The following is an 18,830-nucleotide window of genomic DNA, read 5'->3' on the forward strand; positions in this document are numbered from 1 at the left end:
TTGTGCCTCCGAGGTAGGGGGTGGGGGGTGGGGATGGGGCGTACGAGGTGCGAAAGCGTGCTGGGAGCGCTCCCGTTCGGCGGGACGGGGGCCGGCCGGCCCCCGTCGAAGGTCAGCTCGTGGGGAAGTTGTCAGGGGTGCTGATCCGGCTCTTGAGCAGCGCGCCGGACTCGGTCAGCACGCCACTGCCGCTGTAGTCGGTGCCGTCACAGGTGCCGGGCCTGAACGCCGCGCTGCCCTCGTCGGCGTCGGAGTAGGTCCAGTTCGCGTAGCTGATCTTCAGCTGGTCGAGCAGGTCCAGCCAGGCCGTGCTGCTCGCCCGGTCCACCGCTCCACCGCCGGTGGCGCTCACCGTGCCGAACTCGGAGACGAACAGCGGCAGCCGGGAGGCGGCCCGGCTCACCGTGGCGCGGTAGGCGTCCTTGTGGCTCGCGGCGTAGAAGTGGAACGCGTACATGATGTTGGTGGCGTCGACGGGGTTGTCGACGACCTCGCTCTCGTTGGAGCCGTCCGAGACTCCCAGCGAGGACCAGCCGCGGGTGCCGACGATGATGACGGCGTCCGGGTCGGCGGCCCGGATCACCGGGATGACCTGCTCGGCGTAGCTCTTGACGGCCGCCCAGCTCACGCCGTTGGGCTCGTTGGCGATCTCGTAGATCACGTTGTTCTTGCCGGCGTTGCGGGCGGCGACGGAAGCGAAGAACGTCTTCGCGCGGTCGAGGTTGAAGTTGGGGTCGCCCGGCGTGAGGGTGTGGAAGTCGATCACGGCGTACATGCCGCGGGCCTCGGCCATGTCGACGAGGCCGTTCACGCGGCCGGTGAAGCCCGCGGGGTCGGTCTCGTAACCGTCCTCCTGCACGTACATGGCGATACGCAGCAGATCCGACCGCCAGTCCTTCGCGAGCGCGTCCAGGGACGCGGTGTTGTAGCACTGGCTGAACCACTGGAGGCCGTGGGTGCTCATGCCGCGCAGCTGTACGGGGCGGTCGTGCTGGTTGCACAGGTTCACTCCGCAGACGTGCAGTCGGCCGTTGATGTCCACGGGAGTGCCGTCGTCCGGAGTGGGCGGGGGTTCTTCGACGGAGCCCGTACAGGCGACGCCGTTGAGCGTGAACGCCGTGGGCTGCGGGTTGGTGCCTGTGAAGGAGCCGGTGAATCCCACGTCGACGGTCGCGCCGGTGGCCAGCGCGCGGTTCCAGTCGGCACCGACGGCGGTGACCGCGGAGCCGGACTGCGACCAGGTGGCGTTCCAGCCCTGGACGACCTTCTGCCCGGCGTCCGGCATGGTGAACCCGAGCGTCCACCCGGAGACGGGGGCACCCAGGTTGGTGATCTTCACTCCGGCCTGGAAGCCGCCCTGCCACTGACTGGCCACCGTGTAGTCGACCCTGCAGCCGGTGGCGGCCACCGCCTGCGGACCGGACAGTGCCGCGAGGCCCAGGACCGTCGCACAGGTCGCCAGTAAGGCCAAGAAGCGTTTCAAAGCGTTCCTCCTCGTGCGATGCGAGCACAACGTGATACAGCACTTTGGGAGCGCTCCCAAAGGCTCATCGGCCCGAGACCGTACACCGGTGCGCCCATGCGCGATAGCCGTGTGACGGCCGAAGAATGCCGCGACGCGGGTGACCGCTGCCCAGAGGGAGGCGGCCGGGCCCGTCGACGCTAACAGTGGCGCACGTCACACTTCCTCCCTGTCACAGGGAGCGGGCGGCCGGCATCTCGTGTTCAGCCCAGCGCAACACCACGAACGAGCACGAGTGAGGACGAAGCCATGGATGCCCGATTCAACCTGTTCGAGAACGAACTCGCCGCCCGGTTCGCCAAGCGGTTCGCAGGCGCCGCCCTGGTGATCCACGACTCCCCCCTGCCGAAGTCCACGCAGGAGCTGGTGTCGCTGCGCGCCAGCCAGATCAACGGCTGCGGCCACTGCGTCGACATGCACGTCAAGGAGGCCGCGGCGGCCGGCGAGAGCGCGGTCCGGCTCCACCTGGTCGCCACCTGGCGCGAGTCCACCGTGTTCACCGAGGCCGAGCAGGCGGCCCTGGCCCTCGCCGAGGAGGGCACCCGCCTCGCCGACGCCTCCCAGGGTGTCTCCGACGAGACCTGGGCCCTGGTCCGCAAGCACTACGACGACGACCGGACCGCCGCGCTGGTCACCCTGGTCGCCCTGATCAACGCGGCCAACCGGCTCGCGGTGATCACCCATCAGAAGGGCGGCTCGTACGAGGCGGGCATGTTCGCGGCGGCGGTCAGGAGCTGACCGGAGGACGCCTCGGGCCGGTCCGGGACCGTGTGATCCGGGCCGGCTACCGGGCGGGGCTTCTGCGGGCCATGGCCAGGTCCGATCGCGCCGCCTCATGGAGGACGTTCGGAGTCTCCGCCAAAGGGACGGCGCGGAGGGCGGGTCTCCCACTCGATGTGTCGCGCGCCGCTCCGAAAGCTGCTCAAGCGGCGGCCCGCCCCGTGTCCGAAGCCGAGCAGGTCGGGCACCGGACGCGTGCGCCCCGTGGCAGCCGCTCCGTCCGGGAGCGAAATCCTCGGCGGCCCCCTTCGGGTGCGCAGACCAGGCCGGCGCCCGTCCGTGGATCTCATGCTCGATCTGAGCCGTCTCGACAAGGCGACGGCGAGGGCGCTCCTCGTACACCTTTCCGATCGAGGTATCGGGGTACGCACCCGCGCACCGGGCGCTCCCGCGTTCGACGCAGGGTGGCAATGCGGGACGGACTTGCTCATCGCCGAGGTCAAGAGCCTGGCAGGGGCACGGGAGGACCAGAAGATCCGCCTGGGTATCGGGCAGGTCGTCGACTGCGCGCACCGGCTCCGGACCGCCCGCCCCGGTCGTCGCCTGCATCCCGTTCCGGTGCTGGGGAAGCGCCCGGTGGACCCCGGTGGTGTCCTCATCGGCCCGGCACACCGGCATACGGCTCACGTGGGCACCCGGCTTCCCGGACATCTGGGGGTGAGGTGCGTGCGCGGGACGGCGCGTCCCGCGACCTCAGCGTACTCAAGATGACGGGCCACGGCCCCGTGGTCGTCGTGAGCCGCCGTTTTCCGCGTGGACCGGGGGTGGTGTGGGAGCCGGCGGGGTCAGGGGCGGATGACGGGGGCCGCGGTCGGGGCCGCCTGGGGGCCGTCGGCGGTCGCCGTCCGTCGGCGGTCGTCCCGCAGCGCCGCGGAGCGGGGCAGCGCGGCCGCGAGGAGGGGGCCGCGCAGGACCGGCGCGCGCAGGGCGAGGGTCACCAGGGCGTAGCCGACGAGTCCGCCGAGCGTGTTGGCGAGGAGGTCGTTGACGTCCACGGAGCGACCGTTGTTCAGGACGATGTACGACAACAACTGTGCGGCTTCCACGGAGAGGCTGACCGCCGCCGTCACCAGGGTCACCCGCGACGCCGAGGTCGCGTTCCGGAACAGCAGGGGCAGCAGGAAGCCGGCCGGCACCAGCATGATGACGTTGGGGACCATGGTGATGTCCGCGGTGAGCAGCGGGATGAAGTTGATCTGCTCGATCCAGGGGGTCTGGTTGGCGTACTCGCCCCACGTCACGTTCAGCGGGAAGACCGTCAGGGACAGCACGGCGGCGGCGTAGACGGCGGCGGCCAGTTGCAGCAGGGCGCGGCGCCTGTCCCACGCACCGCGCCGCACCTGGACGACGGTGCCGGCCGCGAACAGGACGAGCAGGGGGCCGAGAACGGGTGCGGAGTCCACCTGGAAGCTGATGTCCATGAGGGGTGATCCTTCGGTCGGGGCGAGCGGTGCTGACGTCGTTCAGCTTCCTTCCGGGACCAGGCCCGACGGATCTCCCGAAGGACCCATTCCCCGGCGGACGACTACGACTTTCGGCAGAGGGGGCCCGGCGGCGCGCGCGGCTAGGGTTCTCACCATGCTCAGACCACTGCGCGCGGCGGCCGCCGGCCGGCTCGCCGGCAGCGCCCTGCTGCTCTGCGTCCTCGGAGCGGCCCTGCTGATCGATGTCGACACCGGCGCCCTCGAAAGCCAGGGCACCGGGATCCTGCTGTTCCTGTCGACGGCCGCGGCGGTGGCCGGCGCCTTTCCGGCCGTGGGGATCAGGCTGCCTCCCGCGGTGCTGGCGTGGGCGGCGTGCGGCGTGGCCCTGGTGTCGCTGGCCTGCTCGGCCGGGTTGCGCGTGGCGGCGGCCGGCGGCTCGGACCTGGACCAGGCCTCCGACACCTACACCCTGTTCGAGCCGACCGCCCTGATGGTGCTGTTGCACGTGACGGCGCGGCGGGGTTCCCCGGCCGGCACCGCCGTCGCCCTGCCGCTGCTCATGGCCGCCGTCGTCCTGCGTCCGCTGGTGATCGAGGTGGACGAGGCCAGCAGCATCGTGGCGCTCGTCCTGACGCTGGTGGCCGGCGGTGCCCTGGCCTCCGGCCTCACCGTCCGTCTGGTCGTCGTCTCCCGCCGGCAGCGCGAGGAGCAGATCAGACTCGAACAGCGCCTCGGTTTCGCCCGCGACCTGCACGACTTCGTCGCCCACCACATATCGGGCATCGTGCTCCAGGCACAGGGCGCCCGTGCCGTCGCGGCCAGGAAACCCCAGGCGGTGGGTGACGCCCTCGAACTGATCGAGACCACCGGGGCGGAGGCGCTGACCGCCATGCGCAGGATGGTCGGCGCCCTGCGCGAGGACACCGTCCCGACCACACGGCCATCGGGCACGGACGCCGTCCGCGTCCTCGTCGCCGACTGCCGACTGCCCGGGGTCCGGGTCGACTTCGCCGAGACCGGAGCGGCCGACAGCCTCCCCGCGGACGCCGCCCGCCTCGTGGAACGCGTGGTCATGGAGGCGCTGACGAACATCCGCAAGCACGCCCGTGACTGCACCACCGTCCAGGTGCACCTGGACGTCTCCCGCCGCCGGATGACCGCGCGGATCACCGACGACGGACACCACCGCCCGTCCGACGGCACCGGCTACGGGTTGCGAGGCCTGCGCGAGGTCACCGACGCCGCCGGGGGCACGCTGACCGCGGGTCCCGGCCCCGAGGCCGGCTGGCACGTCGGACTCGAACTCCCCCTCCCCCTACGGCAGGTGCTCCGATGACCATCCGTGTCCTTCTCGCGGACGACCAGACGATCGTCCGCACCGGCATGGCCATGATCCTGTCGGCCGAGGACGACATCGAGGTCGTCGCCCAGGCCTCCGACGGGGTCGCCGCGATCCAGCAGGCGGACCGGCACCGCCCCGACGTCGTCCTCATGGACATCCGCATGCCGCGGCTGGACGGCATCGAGGCCCTGCGGCACCTGCACCGTCCCGGGGCCGCGCACACCCCGAAGGTCGTCATGGTGACGACCTTCGACGACGACGAATACGTCCACCAGGCCCTGCACAACGGTGCCTGCGGCTTCCTCCTCAAGGACGCGGGCCCTCGCCTGCTGGCCGAGGCCGTCCGCTCCGCCGCCTCCGGCGAGGCCCTCATCAGCCCTTCCATCACCGTCCGCCTGCTCCAGCGGTTCACCCGCCCCGCCGCCACTGCCGCCCCGGCCCGTCCCTCGCCCCTGTCCGAGCGCGAGACCGAGGTCGCCGCCCTCGTCTCCCGCGGGCACACCAACGCGGAGATCGCCGCCGCCCTGCACATCAGCGCGGGCACGGTGAAAACCCATCTCACCAACATCCAGAGCAAACTGGGTGTCCGCAACCGGGTCGAGATAGCGGCCTGGACCTGGGAATCGGGACTCGCCCGCTGACCGGACCGCGAGCGACGGTCCCGCGGACGGGACTGACCGGCGCGGGGGCGCCACGAAGGCCGACCCGACGTGGATCAGCGGTTCCGCGCAGCGGGGCAGGCCCGGCGCGGCCTGTCCCTGTCGTAGGGGTCGTAGGGCTGCTCGTACGAGGCTCGACAGTGCAGGCAGGCGTAGGAGGTCTTCGCGTGGCCCATGCCGCCGGGGCGGGGTTCAACGGCGCGGGACCCGACGGAGCGGAGCGCGACCTGGCCGACTTCGCCGCCCGGTCGGCGGCGGCCGACGCGGACGGCTGGGCGCTGGACGACCAGCTGGTCGCCCCGGGCCTGGTCGCGGTGGCGGTCCCGGTGCGCGACCCCGGCGGCCGGCCCGTCTGCGCGATCAGCGTGCTCGCGCACACCAGCCGCCACAGCGGCGACGAACTGCGCGCGCACGCGCTGGCCACGATGACGGAGGAGGCCCGGTGCATCGCGGACGAGCTGTACGACCCCTCGACGGCAGCCACCGCGCCGCCCGCCACCCCCACCTACGCCGACGCCAAGCCGGAACTGGGGCCGTCCTTCCTGCAGGCGCTGGCCCGGGGCCTCGCCGTCCTGACCGCGCTCGGCCGGCGGCACGGCGGACTCACCCTCGCCGAGGCCGCCGAGGCGGCCGGTCTCTCGTATCCCAGCACCCGCCGCAACCTCCTGACACTCCGTCAGCTGGGTTACGTGGAACAGCTCGACCGCCGCTTCCTGCCGTCCCCGCGCGTCCTGGAACTCGGCTACGCGCGGCTGTCCACCCTCACCCTCGCCGACATCGCCCAACCCCATCTGACCGAACTGGCCGGACGAGTACGGGAATCGGCCTCACTCGCGGTCCTCGACGGCACCGAGGTCCACTACGTGGCCCGGGCCACCGCCCAGCAGATCACCAGCGCCCGGATCATGCCCGGCACACGGCTGCCCGCGTACGCCACCTCCATGGGCCGGGCCCTGCTCGCGGACCTGCCCGAGGCGGACCGGCGGGAACGCGTCGACGCCTCGCGCCCCCGGGCCCTGACCCCGCACACGCTCACCTCGCTCGATGCGCTCGCCGCCACCCTGGACCGGGTTGCCCGTGAGAAACACGCCTTGGTCGAACAGGAGTTGGAGGCGGGACTGCGCTCGCTGGCCGTACCGGTCCGGGACCGGAGCGGGCGGGCCGTCGCAGCCGTGAACATCGCCCTGCACGCCGGTCCCGAGCCGCCCGAGCACACCAGGGAAGCTCTCCTCCCCGCGCTGCGCGCCTGCGCCGCCCGCATCGAGTCGGACCTGGCCGTCGCATTCGCCGACAGCCCCGTACAGACGGGCTGACCGCCCCGGTGCCGGCCGAACACCCGCGCGGCGGCACGCACTCCCGCCGTGCAGTCCCTTCTCACGTCGGCCGCCGGCTCGGCCGTGACGAGGGAGACGGACCGTGACATCCCGGAGCCGTACAGGATGTCCCGGGCCACGAGCTGCCGCACGGCGAGCCGGTCGGCGGGCGGGACGGGCACCGCGCCCCGGTGCCGGCCGCAGCGGCGCTGAATCCTTTTCCGCCTCCGCCGCCTCTTGTCCATGAACCGGCCGCGCGGGCCGGCGGATACCAGGAGGAACGAAGCATGATGATCGCGATCATCGCCGTGGCCGGTGTACTGCTGGTCTGTATGTGCGCCGTGACGTTGCTCAAGCGGAGGGACCGGAACCGTGGTTGATCCACACCGGTCACGACGGCAGATCCCCGGACACGGGCAGGGCACATGAGCCGAAGCTCCCCCTGGCCCGACGAGCGGCTGGTCAAAGCCGCCCAGGACGGCAGCATCACCTCGCTGACCGCTGTGATCATGGAGTCGCAGCCCCACGTGCGCAGGTTCGCGCTGTCGCTGTGCGCCACACCGCAGGACGCCGAGGACGCGGCTCAGGAAGCACTGATCATCCTCTACCGGAAGATCGGCACGCTCCGCGCATCCGGCGCCCTGGCCTCCTGGATGTTCCGCATCGTGCGCAACGAATGCCTGCGGCAGCTACGACTGCTCACCTCCGCCTCCGCCACCGTCACCGAAGAGGCCGGCGGCGAGCCGGCGCCCTCCGCGGAGACCTCGGTGCTGCGGCGGCTGGACGCCGAGCGGGTCGCCGTCGCGGTCGGCGGCCTTCCCCGCGACCAGCGGCAGGTACTGATCATGAGAGACGTCCAGGGGTATCCGGGCCGTCTCGTCGCCCAGTCGCTCGGCCTGAGCAACGCGGCCATGAAATCGAGACTCCACCGCGCCCGGGCCGCCCTGCGGCAGGCCCTGGCGACCGGTGAAGCAGCCGAAGGAGAGACACGACCATGAGGACCGCCGAAACCGGCAGGCCCGTCCGCGCGGAGGCGGACTTCGCCGGCGCCTCCGTCCCCCGGCACCTGCTGCGCGGTGTTCTGGGCTTCGGCCTGATCATCGGCTCCATCGCCCTGGCGCCCTTCGCCGGCCCCGCCACCCTGCTGGCCGCACCCCTGGGCCTGGTCGCCCTCCGCGGCTGCCCGGCCTGCTGGATGATCGGCCTGACGCAGACCGTCTCCCGCGGCCGCCTGCAACGCGACTGCACGGACGGCGTCTGCACCCTGACGAAGGCGGGCGGCACCACCGCGACGTCGGAGTGACCGCTCATCCACTGATGCGCCATCAGGAAGTGCCGTCCCTGGGACTCCGAGGGCCTGCGTCGCCCGAGGATCCTCACCTTGCCGGCCTCGGCCCGGGCCCTCTGCTTGACCTGAATCACGGTTGAGGTCCTAGCGTGCGGCAGACGTGATCAGCGGACGACGGCAGGAGAAGACGACGATGATCCTTGTGACGGGTGCCACCGGAAACATCGGAAGCGCTCTGGTACGGCAGTTGCACGGGTCCGGCGCCGCACCCGTGCGAGGCCTGACCCGTGACGCCGCCCGGGCCTCCTTTCCCGACGGAGTCGAAGCCGTCGAGGGTGACCTCGCCCGGCCCGCCTCGCTGAAGCCGGCGCTGGACGGAGTGCGTTCCCTGTTCCTCGTGCGGGGCATGGGCGCGGACGCGGACGTTCTCACGGCCGCCCGGCAGGCGGGTGTGGAGCACGTGGTGCTGGTGTCCTCCATCACGGTGCGGACCCATCCGCACCTGCCCGCCGCCGCCGAGAACCTGGCCGTCGAGCGGCTGCTCCAGGACAGCGGGATGAGCTGGACGGTCCTGCGTCCGACGCAGTTCGCCTCGAACGCCCTGTGGTGGGCGGAGTCGATCCGGGAACACCGGTCGATCCGGGTGCCCTATGCGGACGTCGGGCTTCCCGCCGTCCACCCCGCCGACATCGCGGCGGTGGCACGGGCGGCGCTGACCGAGCCGGGGCACCGCGGGCGGACGTACGCGCTGACCGGACCGGCACGGATCACGCCACGTCAGCAGGCCCGGGCGATCGGGGCGGCCCTGGGAGACGAGGTGTCCGTCGAGGAGATCGGCCGGGAAGAGGCACACCGGCAGATGGCCCCCTTCATGGGAGAGCAGACCGCGCACGCGGTGCTCGACCTGATGGGCGGGGACGTCAACGACGAACTGCTCACGGTGCACGACACGGTTCCGCGGGTCACCGGCTCCCCTGCCCGGCCCTTCGCGCAGTGGGCCGCGGAGAACGTCGCCGCGTTCCGCTGACGGCCCGGACGGGACCGCTTCACGGCGGGGCGTGGACGTCAGGGCTTCAGACGGTGCATGGGCACCCGGTTCAGTATCTCGACGTACACGATCCGGCCGTACACGACATCGAGGACCAGCATGCCCTCCGAAGGCGAGAGCGGTACGCATCGGTGGCCCTCGCCGTACGGCGTGCCCTTCTGGTGCACCGCCGTGTGGACGCTCTGGCAGAAGTCGTCGCCGCAGTCGCACAGGGCGACCAGACGGACATCCCGCACGCAGATCGCCAACTCACGCTCGCCCTCGTCTTCCAAGCTGTAGTCGAGGTGGTTGGAGATGCGCGCAGGCCTGCAGGACGTGCTTCACCCACGAGGCCCAGATCTCGGCAGTCGACTCCAGTTCCGGACCGAGTCCGAGGCCGTGACTCTTGAGCGCGGTGGCCGCCCGCATGGTGGACCCGGATCCGTTCTTGCCCGCGCCCGCCCCGGCGATGTCCGCTCCGCGCCAGGGCGCCCGTACGAGGACGGGACCCCTCACCTCGGTGACGCCCGCCTCCCGCGACAGCCGGGCGTCTCGGCGACGGCCCGCATCCGCTGACCGGTGGTGAACAGGTCGTCGAAGAGCAGGACGGCAGGCTTCCGCACCCGGCCCGCTCACAGGTGAAGCCGCCTCAGCGCGCCCACGCGTTGCAGCTCCATGATGTGTTCCGCCGCCCGCCGGGGTGCTTCGCCGCCGCTCACCAGCACCCCCGCCTCTATGTTGCGGTGGGCCGCGGACTCGGTCAGGTTGGCGCTGCCCAGGAACAGCGTGCGGCGGTCGGCCACCGCGAGTTTGGCGTGCTGGCGCGAGTGCCGATGGACGTCCGGGTCACGGGCCCAGTGCCACAGACTCAGCCCGGGGACGGACGTGAACGCCTCGGCCGGCTCGCGGCCGGCGAGGAGCCCCTTCGCACCGGCCAGCGTCTCGACGACGACGTGGATCCCCACGCCCCGGCCCGCGGCCGCCGTGAGAGCCCGGGTCAGCGCCGGGTACGGGCGGGCCGCGTAGGTCATGGCCAGCAGCTCGTCCCGGGCCTCGTCGATGACGTCGACCAGTACCTGGGCGGTCGCCCGCACCGGTACGCCCGGTGTCGAGGGACCGCTCCACACGGTACGGACCCGCACCCGGTCCCGGGCGTGCAGCATGGCCGCTGCATAGCCCCGTATGTAGGCGGCCGCCTCGGAGAAGGGGACCGCGTCCCGCTCCATCGCGTCGTACAGGTCCGCGACGACCGCTTCGGCTCCCGGCGTGGTCAGTTCGACCAGGGCCCGCTCCCGGCTGCCTCTCCGCGCCAGCAGGCCGGCGAGGTCCTTGCCCCGGGGCAGGCCGAGGACCGCCACGGCGGCCTCCGCGGCGGCCTCGAACGCGCGGCGGCTCACGGCAGCAGACCGACCGGTGTGAGTATCTGTTCCTTGTCCCCGGACAGCGGGACGAGGAAGCGGCGGTCGAGGAACCGGTTGGCACGCTCGCACGTGGTCTCGGAGACGAAGAGGCAGACGTGGCAGGCCGCCCCGTGGAGGTAGTCGCCGGGGTCGTGGGGCAGCCGCTCGGAGCAGAGCGGATCGGCCGAGCAGTGCCCGGCGTCGGCCAGGGCGCGGCGGACGATCCGGCCGAACTCGCGTTCCTCGGCGAGGGAGACCAGGCCGCCGAGGGTGCCCTCGGAGTCCGGGACGGCTGTGTAGATCAGGATTCCCGTTCTCGGGTTCTGCTCGTCGCCCGCGTAGATCCGCTCGGCCAGGGAGGCCGAGCTGTAGCCGCATTCCAGGGCGATGGTGCGGATCAGCAGGTGGGAAAGGGTGTGCAGGGCGATGTAGCGAGCGCCGGGCCAGCCGTGGAAGGGGTCGAAGTCGCTTGTCTTGCGGTCCGACTTCCGGTTGGCGCGGAACCGGCCGTAGGCCTCCCGGTGCGCCTCCATCTGCGGAGACTTCTCCATGCGCGCCACCCACTCCGCCATGAGGTCGTCCCGCACGCGCAGGAAGATCCCCTCCCCTCGGACCTCGCTGGCGGGCACCCAGTTCTGCGTGCCCCGGGACAGGTCCACCCGGGTCGCGATCTCCGGGGACTCGGGGTCGGGCGCGTCGAGACGGGTGAAACCGATCAGGGCACGTGCCTCGCGCAGCCGCTCGACCTGGCGGATGTCCGCGAAGAACTCGTCCAGCGGGGCTGGGACCGGGACCGGCCTGAGGGCGAAGTCGTCGCTGGGCGGGGGGACCGGTCCGGAGAGCGCCTCCCATTCGGGGCGGAAGAGGTCGGCCTGGACGTCGGGGGCGGAGGGGGCCGGTCCGTCGCTTCCCTGTTTACGGGTCTCGATCGCCGCGAAGACGGCGTCCGCGTCGAACTCCTTGAGGAACCCGAACTGGGGCAGCCGCGCCATGAAGGCGAGCTCGCCGCGCTCCTCGATCTTCTCCAGTTCCGGCCAGTGGTCGTCGAGCAGCTTGTCGATGTCCCCGCCCTGCCCCTTGGGCAGCGCGAGCGCGCTGAGGGTGAGCGGGAACCACTGGTTGGAGGCGCCCGCGACCATCAGGACCGAGTCCCGGTCGCAGCCGTTCGGCGCGTACGTGCCCAGGTGCGGATGGCGGCCACGGCACCGGGGCAGGTGGCGCCGCCCCCGCTCGCCCATCGCCTCGCGGATGTTGCGCTTGGCGCCGCAGGCGACGCACTCGATGGTGACGTTGGCGGCCTGGTTGCCGCCGTGGTCCTTCATCCGCAGCTTGGGCCGCGGGATCTTGCCGCAGGTCTGCCCGTGGTGGACGTACGGGGTGTAGGGGAACTCGTCGAGATGGCCGGCGGTGCAGACGAGGGTGAAGCGGGCGGCCACGGCGAGCGGCTTGCCCCGCTTGCAGTCGTGGACGAACTTCGCCTCGTGCGGTGCGCGCGGGTTGGCGTTGACGAAGGCGAACTCGTCGGAGTCGATGGCGGCCAGGATGTTGCAGGCGGTGCAGCGCAGCCACTGGGGAAACGGTGCGACGGGCACGCCGACTCCCTGCGCCGCCCAGCCCTTGGGGTCCGTGTCCCCGCCCTCCAGCCAGGGGGCCGCCCGCAACTGCTCGATCTGTCCGCGCCCGTAGCGCTGGAGCGAGCGGTTGACGGCGGCGCGCAGCCGGGGTTCGTCGATGTCGTAGTCGGTGATGCCGGAGTAACTCCAGGCGTCCAGGCCCCTGATGAGGACGGAGAAGTTCGGCAGGTCGACGAGGGAGCCGACCCCGGCGGTGAACATGAGGTGGCTGGGGCGGACGGCCCCGACCCTGCGGTTGCTCCACGTGGTCATCGCTGTGCCCTCCTGGGCGTGTCCGCAGGGGTGGTTCCGTACTCGTCGCTGTCCACGGTGGCCGTCAGGTCGGGGTCGGTCTCGGTGACGGCCGCTCCGAAGTTCCAGTCGGGGCCGCCTCCCGAGGAATCTTCGAGGAAGGCTCCGCCGCCGGGCAGGAGGAGGTTGATCTCGTTCTCCGTCTCGCGCATCGACATGCCGACGGTCAGCTCGGTCCACCGTGTCCCGTCCGCCCGCCGGAGCAGCCCGTTCACGACGGTGTTCTTGTGCTTCTCCTTGCGGTAGCCGAGGGCCGCGCTGTTCTCGTCCCGTTTGCGGCGCCACTCGTCCTTCAGCCGGTCCAGTCGTTCGCTCAGGTACTGGCGGGACAGCTCGCCGCCCACCCGTTCGGCGCGTTCCAGCAGCCGGCGCTCGACGTCCCCGGCGAGGGGGCCGTCGAGATCCACGTGGTGGGCGTCCAGGTTGCGCGAGGTGTCGTGGGCCGCCTGGCGCAGGGCCGCCACATAGGTGGCGGCGACGCCCCGGTCGAGGGCACGCCGGGTGAACGGGGTGACGGAGAGCGCCTCGACCTGCCGGTAGAAGGTGGCGTGGTAGTGCTCGAAGTCCTCGTAGTGGGCGAGGTCCCTGGGGCGTGACCAGTTGTAGAGGGTGACGACGAGACCGGGACGCGAGGCGTCACGGCCGACACGTGAGGAGGCCTGGATGTACTCGGCGGTGTTCTTGGGCTGGCCGACGACCAGCATCAGGCCGAACCGCGAGACGTCGACGCCGACTTGGAGCATGGAGGTGGCGAGGACGACGTCGACGGCCTGCCGGGCGATCGGCGTCATGGTGGCGCGGGGTTCCCGTTTCTCCTTCATGGCCACCGCGTACTCCCGCAGGAAGGCGCGTCGCCGCTCCGAGGTGTCCCGTTCGGGGTCGAACCCGGTCTCCAGGCGCTTGAGGGCGGCACCGATGTCGGAGGAGGAGATGCGTGAGGTCAGTTCCTGGATGCCGAGCATGCCGGTCCGGCTCACGATGCGGTCGGCCAGCGTGTTCTGGCCCCTGCGGCTTCCGTTGGAGCGGACCCGGGTCGTGATGTCGTCGTCCATGTAGCGCCGCATGCCGGCGAGTTCGCGGGTCGCGTTGAAGTAGCCGACCAGGGTCATGTACGGGTCGGCCGGCTTGCCGTAGTCGTCGAAGAGCTGCTGCGCGGCGAGGAGCAGGATCTCGGCGACCCGGATCTCGGCGGCCTTGAGGCGGGTGCCGTGCGCGCACACGCCCAGGTAGCGCCGGCCGGGGTCGGTACGGCTCAGCTCGACCTGGCGGGAGAAGAACGTGTCCCCGACATCGAGGACCTGGGGCGGGAAGACGGCGACCTTGCGCCCGAAGACGCCCAGCACCTGCTCGGCGGCCCGTTTGGTCGTCGCCGTCGAGGCGACGATCTTGGGTCCGGTCTCGTGGCGCTGCCCCTGGGCGTCGGTGAAGCTCCAGGTGCACAGCTGGTCGACGGCGGATTCGAAGAGGCCGACGATGGTGCCGAGGGCACCGGAGATCAGGTGCAGCTCGTCCTGGATGATCAGGTCCGGGGGCCGCAGGCGTGTCACCGGCTGCGCGGTGACGCCGGGCAGGTCGCCCCGGGCGTTGTGGCGGCTCCCGCAGCCGGTCTTGGCGTCGAGGTCGTCGTGGCGGTAGCCGTGGCGTGGGCACAGCTCGGTGACCCTGCCGAACAGCAGGCCGGCGTATCCGTTCCAGGGCAGCTGGGCGAACTTGTCCACGGTGGCGATCAGCAGGGAGGGCGCGAGCCGGTAGATCTCCTCGTCGACCGTGAGCACCGGGATGCCCTCGCCGGGCGACTCTCGCCGGGAGAAGGGGCAGCGGTCCTCGCCCTCCCCGCGCGGGCAGTACAGCAGGACGCGGCGCCGCCCCTCGTCGTACTCCATGTGGGAGCGGGCCGTCAGTCCGCTTCCGCACCACGGGCAGGTGAGGACCTGGAGGACGCGGGCGTGCTTGTCGCTGGCGCTCTCCCGGGCCTCGGCGATCTGGTCCTTGGCCTCGTCGGACCAGTTGGGCGAGACGGAGGTCCCCACCCACAGGCCGATGCGGAACGGGATGGCGCCCCAGCGGGCGTCCCGTGCGAACTCCTCGCGGCGCAACACCTCGCAGGCGCTGACCAGGGCTGCGGCGCGCTGGAACTGCTGGGCGGTCAGCAGGCGCAGGGTGTAGCGCATGAGGACGCCGACGCCCGCCTCGCCGCTGCGCGCCTCCGTGCCCGAGCCGATCGTGCCCTGCAGGCGGCGCAGCGCGAAGGTGTAGGCGGCGAGGCCGAGGTAGGCCTCCGTCTTGCCGCCACCGGTCGGGAAGAACAGCAGGTCGACGAGGGCTTCGCGGCCGGTGCCGCGGTGGGGGTGCCCGGGTCGGGTGAGGGAGTCGAGGTTCAGCAGGACGAAGGCGAGCTGGAAGGGGCGCCAGCTCGCGGCCGCCTTGCCCTTCGCGTGGATCTCGTCGTACGCCTCCCGGTAGGAGGCGCGGTCGTCCTCGCGGCCGGCGCGGGCCGCGGCGATCGCGGTGTTGCGGCGCTGGAGCGCCATGGCCCGGTTGGCGAACCGGAAGGCCTCCAGGGCGGTGTCGTCGGCCACGAGCCGGTCGATGCCGAGGGTGATGCGGTCGCAGACGTCCAGTGCCTGGTCGATGGCGGCGTCGGCCGATGCGCGCAGGTCGTCGGGGAGCGAGCGGGCCTTGCGGCGCTGCTGGTCGAGCCAGGTGCCGTAGCCGTCGGCGAGCGGGGCGAGGGCGGCGCTCAGCTCGGCCCGGCGGGCGGGCACGGCGAGGGCCGCGAGTTCGTCCATGCCGAGTTCGAGTCCGCGGAGCAGGTCCTGCTCCTTCACGGTCGGCGCGGTGGTGGCCCGGACGTCGTACTCCGGCAGCCAGGTGGTGGTGAGGCGGTGCGCGTTGCGTTCGCCGTCCCGCACGTGGGCGTGCACGGCGACGTTGCGGCCCTTGGCGTGGCTGAGACTGTCCCGGTGGAGGAGCCGGAGTCTGCGTTCCTCGGCGTCCTCCGCGCCGTTGCCGCGGTTGGCGGGATCGAGCGGGTCGTCGACCGGGAGGAAGACCGCCGCCTGGTCGTCCGGGAAGGCGGTGACGTCGATCTCCGTCTGGAAGAGCCAGTGGGCGTCGCGTGCCTCACGGCTGTCCTGCTGCCGGTTCACCAGGGCCAGTTCGACGACCCGCAGGTCCTCGGTTCCGCCCCGGCCGGTGTGCCGGCGCACCTGCACGTCGAGGACGGCCGCTCCCCCTTCGAGCTCGACGATCCGGTCCGCGAGGTCCGTCACGTCGATGTCCACCGGGTGCTCGACGGGTTCGCGCGACCAGACCCTGCGGGTCGTGCCGCGGTCGGTGGCCTCCTCCGACTGCGTGTAGCGCCCCCAGCGTACGGTGACGCTGAGTGTGCCGACGGAGGCGGGAACGGTGAAGGACAGCCCCATGGAGGAGGCCCAGATGTGGCCGGCGGCCTGCGGGGTCAGCCGGTCCTGCAGCTCGGTGTCGTCCCCCTCCTGCTCGTCGCCCGACTCCCCGTCCGCGCTCTGGGCGGCCACGAGCGCGATCCGGTCGGCGGTGACGTCCTGGGGCCGTGGACCGAGCATGCCCACGAGATACCGGTCGCGCGGCCCGGACGAGGCGCTCGGCAGGGTCTCGGTCTCGCCGTCCCAGGGCCCCAGCAGATCGCGGCGTATGTAGGTCACGAGTCCGTCCCGCACCTCGTACGAGTCCCCGGCGCGGAACGTCTGGGGCACTTCGTCGAGCGGATGCGGGACAGCGGCCTGGGTGGGCTGGGCCGGCATGCGGTGGGTCCTTTCGGACGGATCCGGTGGGCACGGACGGGGACCGAACGTGCGACAGCACACGAAGAATAGACCGTTGACTCAGTTCACACAATGAGTATCGGACGCTCCGTCGCTCCGGCCGGCCGGAGTCTCTAGGCTGGTCCCGACCTCCGCCCACCCGCCACCGAGGACGCCGATGCCCCGACTCGCTCTCTCCGACGACTTCGTCACGGACCTCATCTCGCTGCAGCGACCGGTCCAGAAGGAAGTCAGCGACGCGATCCAGATGTTCCGCGGCATGACCGTCCCCCAGCTCCACGCGAGCAAGGGTATGCACCTGGAGAAGCTCGAGCGGGCACGCGACCCCCGGATCCGCACCATACGTGTCACCAAGTTCTACCGGGGTGTCCTCCTGGCCCCCGACGACGGCAGCGAGCTGTTCATGCTCCTGCGGGTCGCCCCGCACGACGAGGCGATCAACTGGGCCTGCAAGCGGACCTACTCGGTCAACGGCGCGACCCTCGGCGTGGAGGTGCGCAACGTCGAGGCCCTGGAGCAGATGGAGACCTACTTCGAGACCAAGGCGGACACCACCCCCGCCCGTCTCTTCGAGGGGCACTCCGACACCGTTCTGCGCGACCTCGGCATCGACGACCAGGTGCTGAAGCTGGCCCGCGTCTGTGTCACGGTCGACGACCTGAGCGTCATGGCACCGCCCATGATGCCCGCCGACCAGTACGAGGTGCTGTGGTTCCTGGCGCAGGGCGAGTCCCCCGAGGACGTCTGGGAGCAGTTGATCGCCCCGCGGGGCCAGACCGTGCGCACGGCGGAGGACCGGCCCGCGGTCACCCTCACCGAGGCGATCCTCAACACACCCGACCGCATCGTGGAGGTGACGGGCCCCGGCGAGCTGGAGCGCATCCTCACCGAGGACCTCGCCCGCTGGCGGATCTTCCTCCATCCCGCCCAGCGCCGCTACGCCTACCACCCCGGTTTCAACGGCCCCGCCCAGGTCACCGGCGGTCCCGGCACCGGCAAGACGGTGGTCGCCCTGCACCGCGTACGGCACCTGCTGCGCACCGGCCGTGCGGGCGAGCGGATCCTGCTGACCACGTTCACCAACGCCATGGCGGCCGCCCTGCGGGACAGCCTCGCGCTGCTGCTCGGTGATGCCGACGCCCACCTGCTGGAGCGCGTCGACGTCACGACGGTGGACTCGCTCGCCGCCCGGGTCATCCGGAAGGCGCGGGGCAGTTCGCCCAAGCCCCTGTCGGCCGCCGCCGAGAAGAGCGCCTGGACCCGTGCCGTCGCACGCGAGGAACTGCCCTGGACGGAGCAGTTCCTGTCCCAGGAGTTCCGCAACGTCGTCCTGGCGCAGGGGCTGCGCACGCCGGAGGAGTACCTGCGCTGCGTACGGCGCGGACGCGGCACCCAGGTCGGGCGGGTGCAACGGGCCCGGCTGTGGCGGGTGATGGAGCGGTTCACGGCGGACCTCGCCTCGCGCGACTCGGCGACGTACACGCAGCTGTGCGACCAGGCGGCGCGCGTCCTCGCCGAAAGCGCGCCGCGTTACCGCCATGTCGTCGTGGACGAGGCACAGGACCTGCATCCGGCCCAGTGGCGGGTGCTGCGCGCCTGCGTCGCCTCAGGGGCAGACGACATGTTCCTGGTCGGCGATCCCCACCAGCGCATCTACGACTCCCGCGTCTCGCTGCGCTCGCTGGGCATCGACGTCCGGGGACGCACCTCCAGGCTCCGCCTCAACTACCGCAGTACGGAGGAGATCCTGCGCTGGTCCGCGTCCCTCCTCGACGGTCAGCCGGTGGGCCGGCTGGGCGAGGACGACGACGAGGACGGCGGCCGGGAATCCCTGCGCGGTTACCGGTCCCAGCTGCACGGCCGCATCCCGGCGGCGCGCGGACACGGCAGCCAGGACCAGGAACTGCGGGCGCTGGTCGAGCAGGTGCGCACCTGGATCGAGCAGGACGGGGTCAAGCCGTCCGAGGTGGCGGTCTGCGCCCGGTTCAACACCCTGGTCGACGCGGTCATCGCCCGCCTGCGGCGGGAGCGCGTCCCGGCGGTGGCCGTCAAGGACAATCCGGGGCCGGACGTCTCCGGTGTCCGCGTGGCCACCATGCACGCCATGAAGGGACTGGAGTTCCGGTGCGTGGCCGTGGTGGGTGTGACGTCGAGCGTGCTGCCTTTCGCCCCGCAGGTGACGCCGGCCGAGATCGACCCCGTCCAGCACCGGTCGGACCTGCTGGCCGAGCACTGCCTGCTGTTCGTGGCCTGCACACGGGCCCGCGACGCGCTGGCGATCTCGTGGAGCGGTGAGCGCAGCCGCCTGCTGGACCCGGTGGCCGGCTGAGACGGGCGGGGCCCTGGT

The 18,830-nt window shown here is 71.8% G+C and carries 14 protein-coding genes; 8 read left to right on the top strand and 6 right to left on the bottom strand.

The genetic code is table 11. The features are described 5' to 3' along the window. Positions 1 to 112 precede the first annotated feature (112 nt). On the bottom strand, positions 113 to 1,483 hold the full coding sequence (locus tag ACH4VX_RS31100) for a cellulase family glycosylhydrolase (protein WP_398372061.1): 1,371 nt from the start codon (positions 1,481 to 1,483) through the stop codon (positions 113 to 115). A 288-nt stretch (positions 1,484 to 1,771) separates the two neighbouring features. Here ACH4VX_RS31100 and ACH4VX_RS31105 point away from each other — a divergent pair, with 288 nt between their 5' ends. Further along, the gene (locus ACH4VX_RS31105) at positions 1,772 to 2,260 is read left to right on the top strand and encodes a carboxymuconolactone decarboxylase family protein (protein WP_398372063.1); all 489 of its coding nucleotides are present in this window, start codon (positions 1,772 to 1,774) and stop codon (positions 2,258 to 2,260) included. Positions 2,261 to 3,087: 827 nt separating this feature from the next. Here ACH4VX_RS31105 and ACH4VX_RS31110 read toward each other — a convergent pair. Further along, positions 3,088 to 3,723: a VanZ family protein gene (locus tag ACH4VX_RS31110; protein ID WP_398372064.1), complete on the bottom strand. Its 636-nt coding sequence runs from the start codon at positions 3,721 to 3,723 to the stop codon at positions 3,088 to 3,090. 157 nt (positions 3,724 to 3,880) lie between these two features. On the opposite strand from ACH4VX_RS31110, the gene ACH4VX_RS31115 reads away from it, so the two are divergent. The 6 genes from ACH4VX_RS31115 (at position 3,881) to ACH4VX_RS31140 (ending at position 9,355) form a co-directional block, all read left to right on the top strand. After that, on the top strand, positions 3,881 to 5,062 hold the full coding sequence (locus ACH4VX_RS31115) for a sensor histidine kinase (protein WP_398372065.1): 1,182 nt from the start codon (positions 3,881 to 3,883) through the stop codon (positions 5,060 to 5,062). After that, a complete protein-coding gene (locus tag ACH4VX_RS31120) occupies positions 5,059 to 5,709 on the top strand; it encodes a response regulator (protein WP_398372067.1) in 651 nt (216 codons plus the stop codon). Before ACH4VX_RS31115 ends, ACH4VX_RS31120 begins: the two co-directional genes overlap by 4 nt. Before the next feature lie 185 nt (positions 5,710 to 5,894). Next, on the top strand, positions 5,895 to 7,040 hold the full coding sequence (locus ACH4VX_RS31125; protein WP_398372069.1) for an IclR family transcriptional regulator C-terminal domain-containing protein: 1,146 nt from the start codon (positions 5,895 to 5,897) through the stop codon (positions 7,038 to 7,040). 425 nt (positions 7,041 to 7,465) lie between these two features. Then, positions 7,466 to 8,038: an RNA polymerase sigma factor gene (locus tag ACH4VX_RS31130; protein ID WP_398372070.1), complete on the top strand. Its 573-nt coding sequence runs from the start codon at positions 7,466 to 7,468 to the stop codon at positions 8,036 to 8,038. Beyond that, the gene (locus ACH4VX_RS31135) at positions 8,035 to 8,343 is read left to right on the top strand and encodes a hypothetical protein (RefSeq protein ID WP_398372072.1); all 309 of its coding nucleotides are present in this window, start codon (positions 8,035 to 8,037) and stop codon (positions 8,341 to 8,343) included. Before ACH4VX_RS31130 ends, ACH4VX_RS31135 begins: the two co-directional genes overlap by 4 nt. A gap of 178 nt (positions 8,344 to 8,521) precedes the next feature. Next, positions 8,522 to 9,355 carry an SDR family oxidoreductase gene (locus ACH4VX_RS31140; RefSeq protein WP_398372105.1) on the top strand — a complete coding sequence of 278 codons (834 nt, stop codon included), beginning with the start codon at positions 8,522 to 8,524 and terminating at the stop codon, positions 9,353 to 9,355. A gap of 38 nt (positions 9,356 to 9,393) precedes the next feature. On the opposite strand, the gene ACH4VX_RS31145 is transcribed toward ACH4VX_RS31140, so the two are convergent. The 4 genes from ACH4VX_RS31145 to drmA form a co-directional block, all read right to left on the bottom strand. After that, on the bottom strand, positions 9,394 to 9,612 hold the full coding sequence (locus ACH4VX_RS31145) for a hypothetical protein (protein ID WP_398372073.1): 219 nt from the start codon (positions 9,610 to 9,612) through the stop codon (positions 9,394 to 9,396). A 375-nt stretch (positions 9,613 to 9,987) separates the two neighbouring features. Next, on the bottom strand, positions 9,988 to 10,752 hold the full coding sequence (gene drmC / locus ACH4VX_RS31150; protein WP_398372074.1) for a DISARM system phospholipase D-like protein DrmC: 765 nt from the start codon (positions 10,750 to 10,752) through the stop codon (positions 9,988 to 9,990). Beyond that, positions 10,749 to 12,641, bottom strand: a complete 1,893-nt coding sequence (drmB, locus tag ACH4VX_RS31155; protein WP_398372075.1) for a DrmB family protein — start codon at positions 12,639 to 12,641, stop codon at positions 10,749 to 10,751. Before drmB ends, drmC begins: the two co-directional genes overlap by 4 nt. Further along, on the bottom strand, positions 12,638 to 16,462 hold the full coding sequence (gene drmA / locus ACH4VX_RS31160) for a DISARM system helicase DrmA (protein ID WP_398372077.1): 3,825 nt from the start codon (positions 16,460 to 16,462) through the stop codon (positions 12,638 to 12,640). The genes drmB and drmA overlap by 4 nt, the downstream gene beginning before the upstream one ends. A gap of 178 nt (positions 16,463 to 16,640) precedes the next feature. On the opposite strand from drmA, the gene ACH4VX_RS31165 reads away from it, so the two are divergent. Then, positions 16,641 to 18,812 (top strand): UvrD-helicase domain-containing protein, encoded by a 2,172-nt coding sequence (locus tag ACH4VX_RS31165; protein WP_398372079.1) that lies wholly within the window; start codon positions 16,641 to 16,643, stop codon positions 18,810 to 18,812. Positions 18,813 to 18,830: the final 18 nt, after the last annotated feature.

The sequence above is a fragment of the Streptomyces sp. NPDC020731 genome (assembly GCF_044334705.1).
GTDB lineage: Bacteria > Actinomycetota > Actinomycetes > Streptomycetales > Streptomycetaceae > Streptomyces.